We start from the raw sequence: 19558 nt of genomic DNA, 5'->3' as shown, positions 1-19558 counted from the left end.
ATACATCCCCATTAACCTTAAACCCTTGGTGATATTGCAGCAACAGGCTTAAGCCTGCCGTTGGCATGCCTGGCAACCGCAGTTTTTGTATGAAGCACGCAGATTACTCGTCTCAGAGAGCCTACTTCCAAAAATCCGTCGTTATTTATCAGAGACTGACCCCTGCAACGAGCTTCCTTGCAGCTCAGAAAGTGGTTTGGATGTTCTGTCTATTTAGATGGCCAAATTCACTATGCCACTACAGTTTTGGGCTTTAAAGCCAAGATGACCACATCACCAACTCAACGTTTTCCCAAAAGAAAACTATCAGAGAACAAAATCATTAAATTGACGCGCCTGGATCGGCAGTGGATGGGTTCTAAAAGAAGCTTGAGACTTGTGCAATCAGGCACAAGAAGAAAATGCTGGTCTCCCCACAGGGACTCGAACCCCGATCGGTCGCTTAGGAGGCGACTGCTCTATCCTGTTGAGCTATAGGGAGACGCCAGTGATTATACTGGTTTTCACCCGGATGAAAAGGCTTTAGATTTAATTGCTTAAATCTTAATCGCGATGTCATTCACCTGAATGTTGAGGGCGGCATTTTCACCGCTGAGCACTGCTATGGCACTTTCCTCTGTGACTTGATCTATGGTGATTTTCGCCCGGGTTTCTCCGGCCACGGCACGCATCTGGTTCATGCGGTCGGGTAGGTTTTGTTGCAGCACGATTTGGAACTGATCGCCAACGCGGATGCCGTTGCGTCGCCCCAAGTTGAGTATCACTCTATCTTGTTGGCGCACGACTATCTGTGCCAGCAGAGGTCTGCATGCCAGCGCCATATCGATATCTTTACTGGCATTGGCCAGCACCTTGTCTATGGCCTGCCCGTAACTGGCACGCCAGAATCTGTCGCTGTTGGGAGGGACGGATTCATTTTTGGCAAACTCCCAGGGTGCAGAAATGCTGTAGTTCTGATACCAGATCTGCTCGCCGCTGATCCCATGATAGAGGCTGAGCTGTAACTGAAACAGTCGCTGAGGCTCGTTGTCCCACAGGCCCATAAAGCCGGACTCGGCCGGTTCGGTGGAGATATCTATGATTTGCGGCAGCAACAGATACTGGCTGTCGGTAATTTCACTTATCCAGGTTGGCAGGCGGTAACCACGGATATTGATAAGCTCCTCTTTGATATCCAGCCGCTCGTTGGCGTGCAGGTGGGCAAAGCTGATGGAGGATTGTTTATCCAGCGTTGCCGCTATCCGTTCGGACAGGCTTCGCTGGAAGTTTTCCAACTGACCATAACGCAGTTGGCTTCTGTCCTTAATACTGGCCTGTGGCACCAGGATAGCGGCCTTGATGGCTGAGCTTTGGCACTTGTTATCCGGGCCATCGAGAATATCGAGCCGCATAACCACCTTGAGCTTGTCTCCCTGGCGCATTTCGCTGACCAGTTCGACACTGCTTATCTGCGCCTGACTGGAAAGGCTGAAATCGTTTTGGGTCAAGCGCCCCTGGCTGACACTCTGGGTAGACTGAAAACTGCCGCCACGGGAGAGCAGAGCCATGTTGATGGCGTTATCCATTGCCGCTTCCCGTGCCTGGGTCAGATTGCCATTGATTATTTTGGCTTCACCTCGGGCCTCGGTCCACTCTGCCATGGCGTTGAGGCTGATACTCAGCAACGGCAGCAAGAGCAAGGGGGGCAATCTCATAAGGCGGTTCCTCAAAATAGGAGTCAGGGTGACGGAATTTTGCCACCACTTAAACTGGTATCGCTTGCTATTCAAATTTTATGCCAGCGCCATCCATTCACAGCTGATGTAGCGCAGTTTGCGACCATAACTAAAGAGCGGCAAGAGTTTGCCGATAAGGGAACAGAGAATATAAGTTCCCATTGCCCGCCAGTGGGTAAATTGAAGGGGCAAATGAAGGTGTGGGTAATGAAAAGGCGTAGATAAGCCCCTTAAACATCTTCGTAAAAGCCTGTAATAAGCTGCCAGGCAACTGGGTTTGTTCGCCGGTGTCATCTGTTTGCACTTGGTCTGCAGGCCTAAGGAAGGTGCGAATAAGTCCTCGTGGCACTCTGGCTTGCACAGCAATTGGCGTTCAAGGCATCTGACTGAAGGCATGCCGGGGCCTGTCGAAGTCGGATAACGCAGAGAGCCGGTTGCTGTGAAAGCCCCAAAGGGCGTGGCTTACAAACCTGTCTGCTATGTTGTGCTTCTTGCAAAGGACTAGGGCCATTTGCTGCGAACCACGCCTTGCATCCAAGCCCGTAAGCCGACGCAGAGCACACATGGGACTTGCTTGCACCTTCCCTAACTTAGGTTGGTATTTTATTTGCATAGCTTTACCCCAGTGAAAGGAACTTGGCGCTAATCGAGTTAGCCGTGGTGCGAAATGACAACCTCGGAGAAAGTGCGGCATAAGTCAGATCGGCCAAGGTTCACGCCAGGTCCATGAGTCGCCAGGTTCCTCAATAAAGCAAGTGCCCGCTAGGGTACCAGAGAGACGGATATTATGTATAAAGCCCTGTGTATATTGCCTTTACTCTTGCTGCCTGCTTGCAGTACGACAGCACAGCAACCGCAGGCTGAGTTCAAGCCCCAACAAGCACCAGTCAATCTATTGGCGCATCAGTTGGTGGATGAATTGGTAACCCATAACGATGCTCTTAAACCGACTCAGCCGCTATTGGTGATGACGCCTGCGATGGTGGAAGATATGCAAGGCAGTAATGCACTGGCCTCACAACTACAGCAGAGCTTAATGACGGCTTTTCATCAGCGCGGCTTTAACCTGGTGGATTTGAACCTGGCCGAAGCGGTGCGGGTAACGCCACAGGGGGATTTTATTCTTACCCGCGACTGGCAACAATTGCCGACGGATATTGCGGTGGATCATGTACTGGTCACCAGCATGAGCCAGGCTAAAGGTGAAATCTTGTTCAACAGTCGGATTGTCAACGTCAATAACAATCGGGTGCTTTCGACGGCCGGGGCGCGGGTGCTTGAGGCGCAACTACCGGGTTATCTGGCGCCATCCCATAGGGTGGTGTCAAAAGAAGGCTTGCTTTATCGCTATGAAAATCGCGGAGAAGACAAGAGCCGGATAGTGGGAGACAAGTAATGAAGTATTGGAACAACACACTGACATTGGTCACGCTGGCGCTCGCGTTAGTTCTGGGTGGCTGCGCCGATAAGGACAGATATGTGCAGTGGGAGACAGAGGCGCCAAGCAGTTTCCCCAAGTTGACGGCAATAGGCTATGCTCCGCTGGCCAGCCAACCGGGCAAGGAACAGTCGCAAAAGGTGCTGATGGCGATGCAAGCATCCAAGATTGCCGCTTATCGGGAATTGGCCGAACAAGTCTATGGTCAACGTTTGTCGGCCGACAGCAAGGTCAGTGACTGGATGCTGAAAGGCGATAATATCCAGGCCTCGGTTTCCGGGGTGATCCGCGGCGCCAAGGTGGTGCGCAGTTATCCGGCCGGAGATCATTATGTGACCGAACTGGAGCTGGATTTCGCCCGAGTGTGGGATCTGTATCAGCAGCAAAATCGCCCCCAGAGAGTGAAAGAGATCACTTATTTTTAGGGGAATGGGTATAAGTCCAAAGCAGCCTTGTTTGGCTGCTTTTTTTGTTTTTTTGTGGCTTAAGAATCTTTGCTGAATTGAGAGCAGGGTATACGTTCTGTTCTGGAGGACAGGAGCTTGGGGCGCACCAATAAGCCGAACTTACTGAATTAGCTTAAGCAATGGGACAGGAGCAGGGCTTTAAATCAAGCCTTGAGATCGTTGCCCAGGGTGGCGATGGTTGAAGTCTTGCCTTTGCCGTCATAAGTCAGGCTGGAGGCATTGCGGCTTACTTGCAGCGCCTGTGCCAGACGATTGATACTGGCCATGCTCAGCTCTATCAGGCCGGCATTTTCCTGATTGCGCAGTTGGCAAGTAGCCAATAGTTCGCGGGCTTCACTGACCTGTTCGGCCAATGGCGATTGACTGAGTTTGGCTTGTTCAGGATGAGAGGAGAGCGCCTCATCTACTGTCTTGACCTCATTGAGCAGATCGCTCTTGTTTTGGGCCAGTTGCAGCAGATTATCGGCATTGCGATCGAGCAGGGCGTTTTTTTCCTGCTCAATCAAGTTCAGCAGATGCTCGAGTTGAGTCATCTGCTTTGCTATCAGGCTGGTTATATCCGGGGTATCAGGCATCAGGATCCTTTATTGAGTGCGCTCAGTTCTGATTCAAATTGAGATATGTTGGCTGCCAGTTTTTCCGGGTCAACCTTGTATCTGCCTTCGGCGATTGCCAATTTGATTTCGCTGATCTTCTTTTGATCTATTTCCGGCAGGGAGGCCATTTTACTCTGAACTCCTTGCAGCTGCTGCGCTTGCTGCGACACCACAACCGAGTCGGTTTTCTGCGGAGCAGCCCCTTGCTGAGCTGTTTGATTGCTCTGAGCCGTGTTCTTGGGGAGTGAACCTGTATTCACCCTGGGTTGATTTTGCAGTTGTTTAATATCCATAGCCATCGCGGCTCCAGCCTTTTCTCTGATTACCTTGCTGTCTTATCGGCATAGCCAAGGAGAACTTTAGCATTTTTTACATTCGAACTTCCACTTCGCCCACATTGGTGACGGTAGCCTCCAACACTTTGTCTGAGCGAGTGTTTTTTACCCTAATCTGTTCTCCAAGGTTACCATCATGCAGGGCTTCACCAACAGTTTTTATTTGAAACTTCTCGTTACCTGCATAAATAGAGACTCTGTCGCCTTTGCAAACAAAACAGAGATTGGCGGCAAATAACGGATAGTCTTTGGCTATGCGCCGCTTGAGGCGGGTACCCGTCACTGTGGCAATATCCTCGAACTGCTGGCCGCGCAGACTGGTTTCATCTATGTAACGCAGCGCCAAATTTTCCGGCCCCAGCACAGTGCCCGGAGCCAGAGTTTGAGTGGCCACCACCACAGGATAACTGATATCTACCCGTACCGAGACATAGATTTGCCACGGGTAGCTTAGCTCGGGGCTGTTACAACCTATGCGCACAGTATTGTTGCGGCTTATCTCTCTGTCGCTGGCAAGTTCGGCCGTCAAAGGTGAATTGCATCTAGGGGGCGTGAGCCTGGAATCCAGTCGTTGCGGGGTGATGGTAATTTGTGCATCTGTGCCCGCCAGCACTTTTTTGGCCACTGCCTCTTTAGCCAGGCTTTCCATGGCCGATATACTGGGAACAAAGCTGCTCTCTGCCGCCATTGTTGCGATGGGCATTAAAATTGTAGCCAAAAGGTATGCAATATTTACTTTCATAATGAACAGGCTAGCTTGTCTCGCCAGATTACACCTATACTTTCAATGATTCGCGGTTCCCAGTACTGGCTTCACCTTAGGTTTAGTCAGAAATTTGACTGGGCATCAGTGTCTTGGATAAAGCAAATAGTATGCCTGTCTGTGGGACAGCGGGTATTTCTCAATATAAAGACAACAAGGCAGCCTTATGTCGAGCATTCTTGAATCAGTCAATAAACGCACTCAACTGGTTGGACAAAATCGCCTCGAACTTCTGTTGTTCAAACTTAACGGCAGACAAAGATTCGGTATCAATGTATTCAAAGTCAAAGAGGTTTTGCAGTGCCCACCACTGACGATATTGCCCAAGTTGAACTCCTTTGTTAAGGGCGTGGCCCATATTCGTGGTACGACTGTGTCTGTTATCGACCTCAGTGCGGCGACCGGCGGTAAACCCATAGATGATGTCAAGGATTGCTTCATCATTATTTCCGAATACAACCGCAGCGTGCAGGGTTTTCTGGTTCGTTCAGTTGAGCGGATCATTAACATGAATTGGGAGTCTATCATGCCGCCGCCGGAAGGAGCGGGACGATACTCTTACCTGACCGCTGTGACGGAAATCGAAGGTGAACTGGTTGAAATCCTCGATGTGGAGAAAATTCTTGATGAAATTTCACCGGTCAAGACAGATATCAGCCAAGAAATGGATGAATCTCTCACAATCGACAGGGAGCAGCATTATCATATTATGGTGATTGACGACTCCTCTGTGGCGCGCAAGCAGATCATTCGTGCATTGTCTTCGTTGAATCTGCAGATAGATACCGCTAAAGATGGTCGGGAAGCATTGGAAAAACTGAAGAATATAGCGTCTGGTATGGACAATGTTGCCGATGAAATCCCGTTGATTATTTCGGATATCGAAATGCCGGAAATGGATGGTTACACTCTGACCGCCGAGATCCGTGATGATCCCAAGCTGAAAAATATCAAGGTAGTGCTGCATACCTCGTTGAGCGGGGTATTCAATCAAGCCATGGTACAGAAAGTGGGCGCCAATGATTTTATTGCCAAGTTCAACCCCGACGAACTGGCTTCTGCTGTTAACAAGCATCTGAGTCTATAGCCTTTGTCTGCTGTGACTTTTTATGGCTATAGTGAGTTGGTCTGCTTGTGTTGCAAAGGGGGCTGGGGTATAACGCAGCCCCAGTTTTTAAATGTTGCTGCCTCAATTCGCAGTGACGTTTTTACGGATAGTTAGGACACTAAGGTGCCAGATAAATCTCTCGCGGAAACTGAGTACAATCAATTCAGGCTGTTTCTTGAGCAGCACAGTGGCATTGTATTGGGTGAGAACAAACAGTATTTGGTTCGCAGCCGTTTGGCGCCTTTGATGGGGAAATATGGTTTGCCATCCCTGTCGGACGTTGTTAAGCAATCGATGCGACCCACAGAGCGCCAATTACGGGCTGAAGTCATTGATGCCATGACGACCAACGAAACTCTTTGGTTTCGGGACAAGTATCCTTTTGAATTACTTGGCAATACATTATTGCCCGGTTTTGCCAAGTTGGGTCGGCCGTTGAAGATTTGGTCGGCAGCCTGTTCATCCGGCCAGGAGCCCTATTCACTGGCGATGACAGTGCTCGAATATCAACAGCGTAAGCCGGGAGCTCTGCCGGGTGGGGCGATAATCCAGGCCACCGATCTATCGCCGTCCATGCTCGAGCGTTGTAAAAATGCCGAGTACGATAAGCTGGCATTGGCCCGGGGGCTGTCTGAAGAGCGTAAGCGTCAGTTTTTTGAAGCCCTGCCCAATGGCAATATGCGGGTAAAGGACAATGTTCGTCGTTTGGTCAGTTTTCGGGCTCACAACCTGCTTGAAAGTTACACCTTGCTTGGCAAGTTCGACATCATTTTTTGCCGTAACGTACTTATCTATTTTGCCCCGGAGGCAAAGGCAAAAATACTGCGGCAATTTGCTGCCGCTCTCAATCCCAAGGGGATATTGTTTTTAGGGGCCAGTGAGTCGATTGCCGGTTTGACCGATGAATTCGATATGGTTCGCTGCAATCCCGGTATTTATTATCAAAAGAAAAATTAGTTATCTAATTCTTTGATTTTCAATGTTTTTCAGTGACCGCCTGTCAAGTTTGATGGGCTCTTTCTTTTTTATCTCTCAAGTCAATCGCAATCCATTTCTCATCTGTTGCTATAGCCATCATTCCTGGCACAAAGCTTGCTTTGTTTTTGTCGAGTCATTGGAGGAGGCGGTTTTATGGCGATCAGTTTTGATAAGGCCCTTGGCATACATCAATATACTCTGGGTATTCGCGCCCAGCGTGCCGAAGTGCTTGCCAGCAATATAGCCAATGCCGATACCCCGCACTACAAGGCTCGGGATGTGGACTTTTCTTCGGCGTTGCAGGCGGCCAAAGGGCGGCAACAGGGAATGAATATGGCGGCAACGTCTGAAAAGCATTTCGACCTCAAGGCGCTGACAGCCCAACATGTGCAATATCGGGTGCCGGATCAACCGGACACTGGGGATGGCAACACAGTCGATATGCAAAAAGAGCAGCAGGCCTTTATGCAAAATGCGCTTGAATATCAGATGTCGCTTGGGTTCCTCGACGGTAAGTTCGCCGGCATGAAAAAGGCATTGAAAGGAGATTAATCATGAGTTTGTACAATATTTTCAATGTTGCGGGTTCGGGAATGTCGGCGCAGTCGGTACGTTTGAATACTACCGCCAGTAACATAGCCAACGCAGATTCTGTTTCTTCCAGTATCGATAAGACCTACAAGGCACGGCATCCCATTTTTGAGGCCGAGCTGGCCAAGGCCAATGGTCAACAGCAGCAAGGGGCAGCGGTCAAAGTCAAAGGCATAGTGGAAAGCGATAAACCCTTGCTGAAAGAGTATTCGCCGGATCATCCCATGGCAGATGCCGACGGTTTTATCTACAAACCCAATGTCAATGTAGTGGAAGAGATGGCCGATATGATTTCCGCCTCCCGTTCCTATCAGATGAATGTTCAGGTAGCCGATGCAGCCAAGTCCATGCTGCAACAAACCCTGAGAATGGGCAAATAACGGAGGCATAGCCCATGAGCGTCAATTCAGTTAACCCTTTTCTCGACAGTATCCAGGTGCAATCGGGTACTGAAACCAAGAAAAGCAATAATCAACAACTGACCCAGGAAGACTTCTTCTCGCTCCTCAGTCAGCAGTTGTCTATGCAGGATCCTTTCAAGCCGGTGGATAACGATCAGATGATCGCCCAGATGGCGTCGTTTGCCACAGTGGATGGTATCTCTAACCTGAATGAAGAAATAGTTAACCTCAATTCGTTAATGACTTCGAGTCAGGCATTGCAGGCATCAGGCTTGGTGGGGCAGAAAGTGCTGATCCCGGCGGGCACCGGCTATGTTTCCGAGGAAGACCCAACGCTCAAAGGGGTGATCACATCACCGGAAAAGATCCCTTCAATTAAAGTAACGATTGAAGATGAAGCCGGTCAGGTGATCAAAACCTTCGAGGTCGACGGTAGTGCCGGCGGCAATATAGATGTGGAATGGGATGGCCTGGATAAGGACGGAAACCCTGTCGATACAGGCATCTATACCATGAAGGCCAGCGGGGTTGTTGATGGAAAGTCCCAGGATCTTATCGTTAGTTCCTATGCCCACGTGACCAGTGTATCACTCAACTCTGCCACCGGCGCCGTGTTGAACCTAAGAGGTATTGGCGGGATCAGGCTCGCCGATGTGCTGGCTGTTTCCGAAGTTTAAATCTGTTTCTGCCCCGGCGGTGCCGGACAGTATCTAAAAATCATGAGGTGAATTATGTCTTTTAACATTGCTCTGAGTGGGATTGCTGCGGCGCAGAAAGATCTCAATACCACGGCCAACAATATTGCCAACGTCAATACGATAGGCTTTAAAGAATCCCGGGCCGAGTTTGCCGATGTGTACGCCAGCTCGATTTTCTCCAACGGCAGAACCACAGTGGGCGGCGGTGTCACCACCACTCAGGTGGCGCAGCAGTTCCATCAGGGTAACCTGAACTCCACCAACAACGCGCTGGATATGGCGATCAACGGTGGTGGTTTCTTCGTGACATCATCCAGTGTCGGCAGTCAGGATTACTCTTTCACCCGCGCCGGAGCCTTCAAGCGTGATGACAACGGCTTTCTGGTCGATGCTGCCGGTAATTATCTGCAGAGCTTCCCGGTCGATAAAGATGGTAACTCCACTTCTGTAAGTCTGACTACCACCAAGCCGGTGCAGATCCCGGACACTGCCGGTAGCCCGCAGAAAACCAACAATGTTGGCATCAGCATGAACCTGGACTCCACTCAAGAAACTAAAGATCCGGCGCTGTTTGACCCATCCAAGTCAGATACTTTTAATAACTCCACTGCAGTGACCATTTATGACTCTCTGGGTAACTCCCACACCTTGACCACTTATTTTGTGCGTCCGGAAAATGGTGCTCATACCGGTGAGAGTAACTGGGTGGCCTACTACGCCATTGACGACAAGCCGGTCAATCTGGGTGGCGGCGCCGGAACCTACAACACGGACACTAACGGTGACGGTACTGCGGATGGTACAGGCACAGCACAAACTGCAGGTGGCTGGACTGGTGCCGTGCTCAAGTTCAACGATGTCGGCGGTTATATAGGTTCCGATCCTGCGGTGATCACCACAGAGCAGTTGGGAGTTGGCGGGGCCAACGTTCTTGGCCCTGCTGCTGACGGCACTCAAGCGATAACCATAGATTTCAATAATCCGACCCAGTTCTCGGAAAAGTTCAACGCCACGGAATTGACGCAGGATGGTGTGACAGTGGGCCGTTTGACTAATGTGGAAGTGGGTACTGATGGTTTGATCTCTGCCAAGTACAGCAATGGCTCAACAGTGCCCCTGGCACGGGTGGCGTTGGCACGCTTCTCCAATGAGCAGGGACTGAGCCAGGTGGGTAATACCTCCTGGAAAGCCAGCCTGGATTCAGGCGCGGCGCTGGCCGGTGAGGCCAACAGCGGTGTGTTTGGCAGTATCCGTTCATCAACACTGGAGCAATCCAACGTTGACCTGACCACTGAGCTGGTGGATTTGATTTCGGCCCAACGTAACTTCCAGGCCAACTCCCGTACTCTGGAAGTGAACAACACACTGCAGCAGACAGTACTGCAGATCCGCTAAGCCTTCCTGTGCAAGACATTGCCGCCCGGCAACGTCTTGCCGCACCTTCGCCTATTAATTCCCAAGTTACTGAAGTTCTTCTGCTGTCCTAGTGCTCAACTGCTCATTTTATTGGCACGATGTTTGCTTTTACCTGAATAGGTAAAAAGATTGACGGAGCAGCAGGTGGACAAACTTCTCTATGTCGCCATGACTGGCGCCAAACAAAACATGAATGCGCTGGCGGTTAGGGGTAACAACCTGGCCAATGCCAACACAGATGGTTTCAAGGCCGACATGGCTCAGGCTCGTGCGATGCAAGCCTTCGGCGAAGGCTTGCCGACCCGGGTGTTCGCCATGACAGAGTCGCCCTCGGCCAACTTTCAGTCCGGCCCTATCAAATCGACCGGGCGGGATCTGGATATTGCCATCAAAGATCAAGGCTGGATTGCGGTGCAGGCCGCCGATGGCAGTGAGGCCTATACCCGCTCCGGTAGTCTGAGTTTTGACACCACAGGTTTGCTGCGTAACGACAGGGGCAACCCTGTGATGGGTGATAACGGCCCGATAGTGCTGCCGCTGCCGATAGACAAAATCCAGATTGCCACCGACGGCACTATCTCCATTCGTCCCCAGGGCGCAACCGCCGAGGTGATAGAAGAGGTGGGGCGCATCAAGCTGGTCAACCCGGGCAATGAGAACCTGATGCGCGGTGAAGATGGCTTGTTCCGCACTCTGGATGGCAATCCGGCCGCCGCCGATCCCTTTGTCAACGTGGAAAGCGGCGCCGTGGAAGGCAGCAATGTCAATGCCGTGGATGAGATGGTCAACCTGATTGAGTTGCAACGTCAGTTTGAGCTGCAGGTAAAAATGATGAAAACCGCAGAAGAGAACGACAAGTCGTCCGCTTCACTGATGCGCATTAGCTAGGAGTAATTGATATGCATCCCGCGTTATGGATAAGTAAGACTGGGTTAGATGCCCAGCAAACGGACATCTCGGTGATTTCAAATAACGTCGCTAATGCCAGCACCATAGGCTACAAGAAGGGCCGGGCGGTATTTGAAGACTTACTGTATCAGACGGTCAATCAGGCCGGTGGTATCAGTGCCTCCAACACCAAGTTGCCCAACGGCCTTAACCTGGGCGCAGGCACTAAAGTGGTGGCCACCCAGAAAATTTTTTCCCAGGGTAATTTGCAAACCACAGATAACGCGCTGGATATGATGATTGAGGGCCCGGGCTTCTTTGAAATTCAACTGCCTGATGGCACCACTGCCTACACTCGTAATGGCCAGTTCAGTTTGGATGACACCGGCCAGATAGTGACTTCCGGCGCCGGCTATGTGTTGCAGCCTGCTATTACCATTCCGGACGATGCCACCAGTATTACGGTTTCCGCCGAAGGTGAAGTGTCGGTTAAAACCCCTGGAGCCGCCGAAAACCAGGTGGTGGGCCAACTGACTATCTCTGACTTCATTAATCCATCCGGCCTGGATCCCATAGGGCAAAACCTCTATCTGGAGACGGGCGCCAGCGGCACCCCAATTCAGGGGACTGCCTCACTGGACGGTTTGGGCTCTATTCGTCAGGGGTCGCTGGAAACCTCCAACGTTAACGTGACCGAAGAGCTGGTTAACTTGATTGAGAGTCAGCGGATCTACGAAATGAACTCCAAAGTCATTTCGGCCGTAGACCAGATGCTGGCCTACGTGAACCAGAATCTGTGATGAGGTGATGTGATGAAACCCTTGTTCCTTATCATTCCGGCTTTATTTCTGGGGGCTTGCACTGCTACCCAGAATAAACCCATAGCCGATGATCCCTATTATGCGCCTGTGTATCCCGAAGCACCGCCAACCCGGATAGCGCCGACCGGCTCTATTTATCAGGATAGCCAGGCGTCTTCGCTTTACTCGGATCTGCGGGCGCACAGGGTAGGGGACATCATCACTGTGGTGTTGGTGGAGTCAACCCAGGCGAAGAAAAGCGTCGGTAACAAGATCAAGAAAGGCTCGGACATGTCGGTGAACCCGCTCTATATGGGCGGCAGCAATGTCACCATCAAGGGCAATCCGCTGGATTTCCGTTACGGCGACAGCATGGATACCAATCGTGAGGCCGATGCCGATCAGAGCAACAGTCTCTCCGGGCAGATCTCGGCCAATGTGATGCAGGTGCTGGGCAATGGCAACCTGGTTATTCGCGGTGAAAAGTGGATCACCATCAATAATGGCGACGAGTTTATCCGGGTAACCGGCATTATTCGGCCGCAGGATATTACCCCTGAAAACACCATAGATTCGCCCAAAGTCGCCAATGCCCGTATTCAGTACAGCGGTACCGGCACTTTTGCCGAGTCGCAAAAGGTGGGCTGGCTGAGCCAGTTCTTCCTCTCTGACTGGTGGCCTTTCTGAGGATAAGCTCATGAAAATAAAATTAATCATGGCACTTGCCTGTTTGCTGGTTTCTCTGCCGGGGCAGGCCGAGCGCATCAAGGATATCGCCGATATCCAAGGGGTCAGGGATAACCAGTTGATAGGCTATGGCCTAGTGGTGGGTTTGCCGGGAACCGGGGAGAAGACCCGTTACACGGAGCAGACCTTCAAGACCATGCTGAAGAATTTTGGCATCAATCTGCCGGATAACTTCAGGCCCAAGATCAAGAATATTGCCGTGGTGGCAGTGCATGCCGATATGCCGCCCTTTATCAAGCCGGGACAAACCCTGGATGTGACGGTATCGAGCTTGGGTGAAGCCAAGAGCCTGCGCGGCGGCACTCTGCTGCAAACTTTCCTTAAAGGGGTGGACGGCAATGTTTACGCCATCGCTCAGGGGAGTCTGGTGGTCAGTGGTTTCAGTGCCGAGGGCCTTGATGGCTCCAAGGTTATCCAGAACACCCCAACTGTGGGCCGCATTCCCAACGGCGGCATAGTCGAGCGTGAAGTGGCCAGCCCCTTCGGTAATGGCGATCACCTGACTTTTAACCTGCACAGAGCCGATTTCTCCACCGCCAAGCGTACCGCAGATGCCATTAACGGCTTACTCGGCCCGGGTATGGCGCGGGCGCTCGATGCTTCTTCCATTCAGGTCAGCGCCCCCAGAGATGTGTCGCAGCGGGTATCTTTCCTGGCCACCCTGGAAAATATTCAGGTTGAGCCAGCCGATGAATCGGCCAAGGTGATAGTCAACTCCCGCACCGGCACCATAGTGGTGGGTAAGGACGTCAAACTCTTGCCTGCGGCTGTGACCCATGGCGGCCTTACCGTCACCATTGCCGAAGCAACTCAGGTTTCTCAACCCAATGCCCTGGCCGGCGGCCAGACTGCGGTGACCAGCAACAGCACCATAGATGTGGCTCAGGATAATAGACGTATGTTTATGTTCAACCCGGGCACTTCTCTCGATGAGTTGGTGCGGGCGGTGAATATGGTGGGCGCGGCGCCATCGGATGTGTTGGCAATCCTCGAAGCCTTAAAGATGGCAGGGGCTTTGCATGGTGAACTCATCATCATCTGATTAATGGCACATTGGTTTATCGACTATGAACAAAATGGCTGATGCTTCGCAATTTCTGGATCTCGGTGGGCTGGACAAGCTCAGAGCCCAGGCGCAGCAGGATCAAAAAGCAGCGCTTAAAGAAGTCGCGCAGCAGTTTGAAGGCATCTTTGTGCAGATGTTGATGAAAAGCATGCGAGATGCCAACGCGATATTTGAATCCGACAGCCCGATGAACAGTCAGTACACCAAGTTCTACGAGCAGATGCACGATCAGCAGATGTCGGTGGAGCTGTCCTCCAAAGGCATGCTGGGGCTGGCGGATCTCATGGTGCAGCAGTTGTCACCGGAAAATTCCGGCATTACCCCGGCCTCAGTGCTCCGCGGCGATGTCGATAACCGCAGTGTCGCGGCCTTGAGCGGCGGCCAGACAGAGAAGATATCCGGTGTTGAAGCGACTGCGGCCAAAGCATCCGCGCTGCCAAGCAGTGACAGTCTGCAGCAGGTATTGAGCGGCAAAGTATTGCCGTCATGGCGGCAGGCGCGGCCGGCAATCGGCAGTCAGGAAGAGTTTGTCAGACAGCTTTATCCTCATGCCAAGGCTGCTGCCGATGCCTTGGGGACTCAACCCGAAGTGCTGCTGGCGCAATCGGCTCTGGAAACCGGTTGGGGCCAGAAAATGGTCCGTGGTCATAAAGGTGAGTCCAGTAACAACCTGTTCAATATCAAGGCCGACAGACGTTGGCAGGGTGAGAAAGCGGCGGTGTCTACCCTGGAATATGAGCAGGGCACAGCTGTGCGGCAAAAAGCTGACTTTCGGGTGTACGACAGTTTTGAGCAGAGCTTTAACGACTTTGTCCGCTTTATTTCCGATAACGATCGTTACAGCCAGGCGCGCAAGATGGCCGCTAATCCCGACGAGTTTATCAAGGCACTGGCCGAGGCGGGATACGCCACGGATCCTCAATATGCCAACAAGGTGATGAAAGTGCTGGATACCATCAAGGCCGATTTTGGTCAGTTGTTGCAGGAGTTCGGCTCAAAGCCGGGCCAGTAAAGGTGCAGGAGCGATAACCCATGTCTATGGATCTGTTCAATATAGCCCGCAGCGGGATCCTGGCTGCCCAATCACAATTGGGGGTGACCAGTAACAATATTGCCAACGTCAATACTGAAGGCTATCACCGCCAGGTGGCTATACAGGGCAGCTCCACCTCAATGCGTCTTGGCAATAACTTCTATGGCACAGGTACTTATGTGCAGGATGTAAAGCGTATCTACAATGATTATGCTGCCAGAGAGCTGCGTATCGGTCAGACAGGGCTCAGTGCTGCCGAGGCCAGCTACACCAAGCTCAGCGGGCTGGATCAGCTGTTTTCCCAAATAGGCAAGGCGGTGCCAGCCTCATTGAATGACTTTTTCTCCGGTCTCAATAGTTTGGCTGACCTGCCAGCGGATCTGGGGATCCGCGGCTCTGTGCTCAATTCGGCCTCGCAACTGGCGCAGAATCTCAATCAAATGCAGAGTCATCTGACAGGTCAGGTGCAGCAAACCAATGATCAGATTGAAAGCATTACCACCAGGATCAATGAGATCAGTAAAGAGATGGCGCAGATCAATCTTGAACTGATGAAGTCACCCGGTAACGATGCGCAGTTGTTGGATAAGCAAGATGCGCTGATTAAAGAGTTAAGCCAGTACGCCGAAGTCAATGTGATCCCGCTGGAAAACGGTGCTCGCTCCATCATGCTGGGTAGCTCTTTTATGTTGGTATCCGGTGAAGTGGCCATGACCATGGGCATGACCGCAGGTGACCCCTTCCCCAATGAGCCAGAGCTGACCTATAGCCTCGGGGGCAACGAGTTGAAGGCCGACCCCGCCAAGCTTGGGGGGCAACTGGGCGCCTTATTTGATTTTCGTGACAACACCCTGATGCCCGCCAGCCATGAGCTGGGGCAGTTGGCGCTGGGGATTGCCGATGCTTTTAACGAGATGCAGTCCCAGGGTTTTGATCTCAATGGCGAACTCGGACAACCCATTTTTACCGATATCAATGACCCTGTGATTGCCGCAGGTCGTGTCGGCGCCTATTCCGGCAACTCTGGCACAGCTTCTTTGAGCGTTAATATCGATGATGTCGGCGCCCTGTCCGGCAGCAGTTATGAGCTGAACTATACCAATGCCGGTAATTATGAACTCAAGGACATGAAGACGGGGGCGGTGACCAATTTGACGCTCAACGGCGATACTCTGGAAGGCGCCAACGGCTTCAGTATCAAAATTGATGCCGGTGCCATGGCTGCCGGTGACAGGTTTGAAATACGGCCAACGGCCAATGCGGCGGCCAACATAGGTGTGGTGATGTCAGATCCCAAGGGTATTGCCGCAGCGGCGCCGAAAATTACCGCTAACGCAGGTAATTCAGGCAGCACTTCAGTGAAGTTGGTCAGCATAGACGACAGAAGCGCGGCTAACTTCCCCGTGACTGACAGTGAGCTGACATTCACCCTGGATACCAGTGTCAATCCGCCTTCCTATGAAGTATTTGATGTCAACGGCGCTTCTTTGGCAACCGGGACGGCTGCGGGTACTCCGCCGCAGATCAGCGCCTTTGGTTTTACTTTTGAAGTCGATGGCAGTAGTGGCGGTAGTGAGAGTTTCACCTTTGATCTCAGCTTTGCGCCGGGTGACAACACCAATGCCTTGGCCATGGCCAAACTCAGTGACAGCAAGATAATGAATAACGGTAAGTCGACCCTGGGTGATGTGTTTGAAAAGACCAAGCTGGATATTGGCAGCCAAACCAAATCTGCCCAAGTCAGGGCCGGTTCGGCAGAGGCCATTTACAACCAGGCCTATGCCAGGGTGCAGTCGGAGTCGGGAGTTAACCTGGATGAAGAAGCGGCCAATTTGATGCAGTTCCAACAGGCCTATCAGGCATCGGCACGGATCATGACTACGGCCAATGCCCTGTTCGACACCCTGTTCAGTTCGGTTCGATAGGAGCTTGAGAGATGCGTATTTCAACTTCACAGATGTACCAGCAGAATTTAAACAGCATTCTGCAGAAGCAAACCGATACCAACAGGATCCTCGAACAGCTCTCCAGCGGTAAAAAGGTCAACACTGCCGGTGATGACCCGGTGGCAGCTATCGGCATAGACAACCTCTATCAGCAAAACGCGCTGGTGCAGCAGTATCTCAAGAATGTGGATTACAGCAAAAACCGCTTATCTTTGGCGGAAAGTAAGCTCGGCAGCGCCGAAACTTTGGTCACCGGCATTCGTGAACAGATGCTGCGTGCAGTAAATGGCACCCTTGGTCCCTCGGAACGGCAAACTATTGCCGATGAAATGCGCAGCAGTTTGGATGAACTTCTAAGTATTGCCAATACCCAGGATGAGTCAGGCAATTACCTGTTTGCCGGATACAACACAGATACTCAGCCCTTTGCCTTCGATGCCAGCGGCAACATGGTTTACAGCGGTGATAGCGGCGTTCGTGATGCCTTGGTGGCACAAGGGGTTGCTATGGGCACCAATATTCCCGGGGACTCGGCTTTTATGAATGCTGCCAACGCCTTGGGTGACTACGGCGTCAATTATTTGGCCCCGCAAACCGGGGAGTTCAGGGTACTCAGTGCCAAAATAAGCCCTCCTGGGAGCCATGTGGCTGATACCTACACCTTTAACTTTACCGATAACGGCGCTGGTGGGGTTGATTTGCAAGTGTTGGATTCAAGCGGTACGGCTGTCAGCAATGTGGCTAACTTCGATGCCAGTAACCCAGTGAGCTTCAACGGTATAGAGGTGAAGCTGGATGGCACGCCGGCTGGCGGGGATTCCTTCACCATGGAACCTAAGGCCGAGGTGCCGATTTTCGACACCATTCAACAGGCGATAACCCTGCTGGAGGATCCAGACCTGGTCAATACCCCCAACGGACAAGCTGAGTTGGCACAGTTATTGGTTAATCTTGACAGTGGTATGACTCAACTCGGTGTAGCCAGAGGCGTTGCGGGCAACAGTCTTAAGAGCCTCGAAAGCTACAGCAGCAATCATGCAGAAGAAGAGTTGGTGAATAAGTCGGCATTGTCACTGCTGGAAGATCTCGATTACGCCGCGGCGATAACCGAATTTCAAAAACAGCAGTTGGCCTTGAACGCCGTTTCAAATGTGTTCAGTAGAGTGGGTTCTGTTTCCCTGTTTGACTTTATTTAGCAGTAAACAAAGACCTACCCGTCTGTCAGATAAGTTGTTAACAATTTTAGCCAAGCTCCGAGTCTTGGCGCTAAAACTAGGAAGAGGAACTCAACATGGCTATTACCGTTAATACCAACGTAACTTCATTGAAGGCGCAGAAAAATCTTAACGGCGCCAACAACCATCTGCAGACCTCCATGGAGCGTCTGTCCAGTGGCCTGCGTATCAACAGCGCCAAAGACGATGCAGCCGGTCTGCAAATCTCCAACCGTCTGACCAGCCAGTCAGATCAACGGCCTGGATGTGGCCCAACGCAACGCCAATGACGGTATTTCTATCGCCCAGACCGCCGAAGGTGCCATGCAGGAGTCCACCAATATTTTGCAGCGTATGCGTGATTTGTCACTGCAATCGGCCAACGGCTCCAACTCGGCCGAAGACCGCGCTGCGATGCAAAAAGAGTTGTCGGCCCTGCAAGCAGAGTTGACCCGTATCTCTGATACTACTTCCTTTGGTAACCAAAAACTGTTGAATGGCGACTACGGAACCCAGGCCTTCCAGGTGGGCGCCAATGCCAACGAGACTATATCTGTGACCCTGGGTAATGTGGCTGCAAATTCGCTCGGTAGTTATTCAATGTCATTAGGTGGTAGCGCAATGAATATAGCTGCGGCAACCAATGGCATTCAATTAGAGGATAATTTGACTCTGACTGGTGGTGGTAAAACTACTGGAGCAATAGCTTGGAATGCGGGTGATTCTGCAAAAGACATTGCTGCCGCAATTAACACAGCTGCTTCGGGCGCTGGAATTGATGCCAAAGCAGAAGCCAGCAACGAGATGACCATAGGTGGTCTGACTGCGGGTGGTGCAATTTCCTTCACGTTGAATGGTCAAGCAGTGGCAGCCAGTGTAGCTTCGCCCTCGGATTTGACAGCACTGGCAGAAGCCATTAACGGTGTCAGCGGTGCTTCCGGGGTGAAGGCAGAATTCACGGACCCCAGCGACCGTACCACACTGAAATTGAGTGCTGCCGATGGTGAAGATATCAGCATAGCCGCCTTTGCCAACGCAACCGCAGGTAACGATTCAATGGATTTTGGTGGTTTTACCCTGACAGAGGGTGGAGCTGTTGCCGCTGTTAAAACAGGCACTGTGGAAGTTACCAGCACAGGCAATTTTAGTTTTGCCAACGGTGGGGGAACGGAATTCAACGCAGCCAATGCAAGTTTTGCATCTGTGTCCAGCATTGATATTTCAGATGCACCTGGCGCACAAAGTGCTATTGCGACCATAGATGCCGCTATTGCACAGATTGATAGTCAGCGTGCCGACCTGGGTGCGGTGCAAAACCGTTTGGGCTTTACCATCAACAACCTGAACAGCATTAGCAC

The 19558-nt window shown here is 51.7% G+C and carries 21 protein-coding genes and 1 tRNA gene; 17 read left to right on the top strand and 5 right to left on the bottom strand.

Translation table 11 applies throughout. The features are described from left to right. Positions 1 to 405: 405 nt before the first annotated feature. Together ACMHXE_RS14550 and ACMHXE_RS14545 are read right to left on the bottom strand one after the other, a co-directional pair. Positions 406 to 481, bottom strand: a tRNA-Arg gene (locus ACMHXE_RS14550). Positions 482 to 536: 55 nt separating this feature from the next. Continuing rightward, complete coding sequence (locus tag ACMHXE_RS14545) at positions 537 to 1694, bottom strand: flagellar assembly protein FlgT (RefSeq protein WP_165564777.1); 1158 nt, start codon at positions 1692 to 1694, stop codon at positions 537 to 539. A gap of 808 nt (positions 1695 to 2502) precedes the next feature. Between ACMHXE_RS14545 and ACMHXE_RS14540 the strand changes: the two genes are divergently transcribed. Further along, on the top strand, positions 2503 to 3111 hold the full coding sequence (locus ACMHXE_RS14540) for a FlgO family outer membrane protein (RefSeq protein WP_101056046.1): 609 nt from the start codon (positions 2503 to 2505) through the stop codon (positions 3109 to 3111). Continuing rightward, the gene (locus ACMHXE_RS14535; RefSeq protein ID WP_234500828.1) at positions 3111 to 3578 is read left to right on the top strand and encodes an LPP20 family lipoprotein; all 468 of its coding nucleotides are present in this window, start codon (positions 3111 to 3113) and stop codon (positions 3576 to 3578) included. Before ACMHXE_RS14540 ends, ACMHXE_RS14535 begins: the two co-directional genes overlap by 1 nt. Positions 3579 to 3763: 185 nt before the next feature. Here the strand turns inward: ACMHXE_RS14535 and ACMHXE_RS14530 are convergent, their stop codons facing one another. The 3 genes from ACMHXE_RS14530 to flgA all read right to left on the bottom strand — a co-directional run bounded on the left by ACMHXE_RS14530 (position 3764) and on the right by flgA (position 5293). Beyond that, positions 3764 to 4195: a flagella synthesis protein FlgN gene (locus ACMHXE_RS14530; protein WP_412501543.1), complete on the bottom strand. Its 432-nt coding sequence runs from the start codon at positions 4193 to 4195 to the stop codon at positions 3764 to 3766. Next, complete coding sequence (gene flgM, locus ACMHXE_RS14525) at positions 4195 to 4515, bottom strand: flagellar biosynthesis anti-sigma factor FlgM (RefSeq protein ID WP_101056049.1); 321 nt, start codon at positions 4513 to 4515, stop codon at positions 4195 to 4197. The genes ACMHXE_RS14530 and flgM overlap by 1 nt, the downstream gene beginning before the upstream one ends. A 70-nt stretch (positions 4516 to 4585) precedes the next feature. Then, complete coding sequence (flgA, locus tag ACMHXE_RS14520) at positions 4586 to 5293, bottom strand: flagellar basal body P-ring formation chaperone FlgA (RefSeq protein WP_039034365.1); 708 nt, start codon at positions 5291 to 5293, stop codon at positions 4586 to 4588. A gap of 187 nt (positions 5294 to 5480) precedes the next feature. On the opposite strand from flgA, the gene ACMHXE_RS14515 reads away from it, so the two are divergent. From ACMHXE_RS14515 to ACMHXE_RS14445, 15 genes are all read left to right on the top strand, one after another. Continuing rightward, positions 5481 to 6401 carry a chemotaxis protein CheV gene (locus ACMHXE_RS14515; RefSeq protein WP_101096071.1) on the top strand — a complete coding sequence of 307 codons (921 nt, stop codon included), beginning with the start codon at positions 5481 to 5483 and terminating at the stop codon, positions 6399 to 6401. 144 nt (positions 6402 to 6545) lie between these two features. Beyond that, positions 6546 to 7379, top strand: a complete 834-nt coding sequence (locus tag ACMHXE_RS14510) for a CheR family methyltransferase (RefSeq protein ID WP_101056051.1) — start codon at positions 6546 to 6548, stop codon at positions 7377 to 7379. A 174-nt stretch (positions 7380 to 7553) separates the two neighbouring features. Then, the gene (flgB, locus tag ACMHXE_RS14505) at positions 7554 to 7952 is read left to right on the top strand and encodes a flagellar basal body rod protein FlgB (protein ID WP_039034362.1); all 399 of its coding nucleotides are present in this window, start codon (positions 7554 to 7556) and stop codon (positions 7950 to 7952) included. 2 nt (positions 7953 to 7954) lie between these two features. Beyond that, positions 7955 to 8371, top strand: a complete 417-nt coding sequence (gene flgC / locus ACMHXE_RS14500) for a flagellar basal body rod protein FlgC (protein WP_025011047.1) — start codon at positions 7955 to 7957, stop codon at positions 8369 to 8371. Positions 8372 to 8385: 14 nt separating this feature from the next. Beyond that, positions 8386 to 9069, top strand: coding sequence for a flagellar hook assembly protein FlgD (gene flgD / locus ACMHXE_RS14495; RefSeq protein WP_101056052.1), 684 nt, complete (start codon positions 8386 to 8388; stop codon positions 9067 to 9069). A 54-nt stretch (positions 9070 to 9123) separates the two neighbouring features. After that, entirely contained in the window at positions 9124 to 10485 is a 1362-nt protein-coding gene (gene flgE / locus ACMHXE_RS14490; protein ID WP_101056053.1) for a flagellar hook protein FlgE, read from the top strand. A gap of 165 nt (positions 10486 to 10650) precedes the next feature. Beyond that, positions 10651 to 11394 carry a flagellar basal-body rod protein FlgF gene (gene flgF, locus ACMHXE_RS14485; protein WP_224866640.1) on the top strand — a complete coding sequence of 248 codons (744 nt, stop codon included), beginning with the start codon at positions 10651 to 10653 and terminating at the stop codon, positions 11392 to 11394. Between the two features lie 11 nt (positions 11395 to 11405). Then, positions 11406 to 12194 (top strand): flagellar basal-body rod protein FlgG, encoded by a 789-nt coding sequence (gene flgG / locus ACMHXE_RS14480; protein ID WP_101056055.1) that lies wholly within the window; start codon positions 11406 to 11408, stop codon positions 12192 to 12194. Positions 12195 to 12206: 12 nt separating this feature from the next. Then, a complete protein-coding gene (flgH, locus tag ACMHXE_RS14475; RefSeq protein ID WP_345855804.1) occupies positions 12207 to 12881 on the top strand; it encodes a flagellar basal body L-ring protein FlgH in 675 nt (224 codons plus the stop codon). Between the two features lie 10 nt (positions 12882 to 12891). Then, positions 12892 to 13983, top strand: coding sequence for a flagellar basal body P-ring protein FlgI (locus ACMHXE_RS14470; protein ID WP_025011052.1), 1092 nt, complete (start codon positions 12892 to 12894; stop codon positions 13981 to 13983). Positions 13984 to 14008: 25 nt separating this feature from the next. Then, positions 14009 to 15019: a flagellar assembly peptidoglycan hydrolase FlgJ gene (flgJ, locus tag ACMHXE_RS14465; RefSeq protein WP_413732650.1), complete on the top strand. Its 1011-nt coding sequence runs from the start codon at positions 14009 to 14011 to the stop codon at positions 15017 to 15019. Positions 15020 to 15039: 20 nt separating this feature from the next. Beyond that, positions 15040 to 16965, top strand: a complete 1926-nt coding sequence (flgK, locus tag ACMHXE_RS14460) for a flagellar hook-associated protein FlgK (protein WP_413732648.1) — start codon at positions 15040 to 15042, stop codon at positions 16963 to 16965. Positions 16966 to 16976: 11 nt separating this feature from the next. Further along, positions 16977 to 18182 carry a flagellar hook-associated protein FlgL gene (gene flgL / locus ACMHXE_RS14455; protein ID WP_413732646.1) on the top strand — a complete coding sequence of 402 codons (1206 nt, stop codon included), beginning with the start codon at positions 16977 to 16979 and terminating at the stop codon, positions 18180 to 18182. A 95-nt stretch (positions 18183 to 18277) separates the two neighbouring features. Next, entirely contained in the window at positions 18278 to 18490 is a 213-nt protein-coding gene (locus ACMHXE_RS14450) for a hypothetical protein (protein ID WP_157823028.1), read from the top strand. Next, on the top strand, positions 18468 to 19558 hold a 1091-nt coding region (locus ACMHXE_RS14445), incomplete at its 3' end, for a flagellin hook IN motif-containing protein (protein WP_413732644.1). The genes ACMHXE_RS14450 and ACMHXE_RS14445, both read left to right, overlap by 23 nt.

The organism is Shewanella sp. BJSY2023SW007 (assembly GCF_047314525.1).
Classification (GTDB): Bacteria; Pseudomonadota; Gammaproteobacteria; order Enterobacterales; family Shewanellaceae; genus Shewanella; species Shewanella chilikensis.
This window is presented reverse-complemented; position numbering and strand designations above follow the sequence as displayed.

What these genes read in the sequence shown, in the direction of transcription:
- ACMHXE_RS14545 (WP_165564777.1), bottom strand. Translation starts at nt 1,694, where the DNA reads ATGAGATTGCCCCCCTTGCTCTTGCTGCCGTTGCTGAGTATCAGCCTC.
- ACMHXE_RS14540 (WP_101056046.1), top strand. Translation starts at nt 2,503, where the DNA reads ATGTATAAAGCCCTGTGTATATTGCCTTTACTCTTGCTGCCTGCTTGC.
- ACMHXE_RS14535 (WP_234500828.1), top strand. Translation starts at nt 3,111, where the DNA reads ATGAAGTATTGGAACAACACACTGACATTGGTCACGCTGGCGCTCGCG.
- ACMHXE_RS14530 (WP_412501543.1), bottom strand. Translation starts at nt 4,195, where the DNA reads ATGCCTGATACCCCGGATATAACCAGCCTGATAGCAAAGCAGATGACT.
- flgM (WP_101056049.1), bottom strand. Translation starts at nt 4,515, where the DNA reads ATGGCTATGGATATTAAACAACTGCAAAATCAACCCAGGGTGAATACA.
- flgA (WP_039034365.1), bottom strand. Translation starts at nt 5,293, where the DNA reads ATGAAAGTAAATATTGCATACCTTTTGGCTACAATTTTAATGCCCATC.
- ACMHXE_RS14515 (WP_101096071.1), top strand. Translation starts at nt 5,481, where the DNA reads ATGTCGAGCATTCTTGAATCAGTCAATAAACGCACTCAACTGGTTGGA.
- flgB (WP_039034362.1), top strand. Translation starts at nt 7,554, where the DNA reads ATGGCGATCAGTTTTGATAAGGCCCTTGGCATACATCAATATACTCTG.
- flgC (WP_025011047.1), top strand. Translation starts at nt 7,955, where the DNA reads ATGAGTTTGTACAATATTTTCAATGTTGCGGGTTCGGGAATGTCGGCG.
- flgD (WP_101056052.1), top strand. Translation starts at nt 8,386, where the DNA reads ATGAGCGTCAATTCAGTTAACCCTTTTCTCGACAGTATCCAGGTGCAA.
- flgE (WP_101056053.1), top strand. Translation starts at nt 9,124, where the DNA reads ATGTCTTTTAACATTGCTCTGAGTGGGATTGCTGCGGCGCAGAAAGAT.
- flgG (WP_101056055.1), top strand. Translation starts at nt 11,406, where the DNA reads ATGCATCCCGCGTTATGGATAAGTAAGACTGGGTTAGATGCCCAGCAA.
- flgH (WP_345855804.1), top strand. Translation starts at nt 12,207, where the DNA reads ATGAAACCCTTGTTCCTTATCATTCCGGCTTTATTTCTGGGGGCTTGC.
- ACMHXE_RS14470 (WP_025011052.1), top strand. Translation starts at nt 12,892, where the DNA reads ATGAAAATAAAATTAATCATGGCACTTGCCTGTTTGCTGGTTTCTCTG.
- flgJ (WP_413732650.1), top strand. Translation starts at nt 14,009, where the DNA reads ATGAACAAAATGGCTGATGCTTCGCAATTTCTGGATCTCGGTGGGCTG.
- flgK (WP_413732648.1), top strand. Translation starts at nt 15,040, where the DNA reads ATGTCTATGGATCTGTTCAATATAGCCCGCAGCGGGATCCTGGCTGCC.
- flgL (WP_413732646.1), top strand. Translation starts at nt 16,977, where the DNA reads ATGCGTATTTCAACTTCACAGATGTACCAGCAGAATTTAAACAGCATT.
- ACMHXE_RS14450 (WP_157823028.1), top strand. Translation starts at nt 18,278, where the DNA reads ATGGCTATTACCGTTAATACCAACGTAACTTCATTGAAGGCGCAGAAA.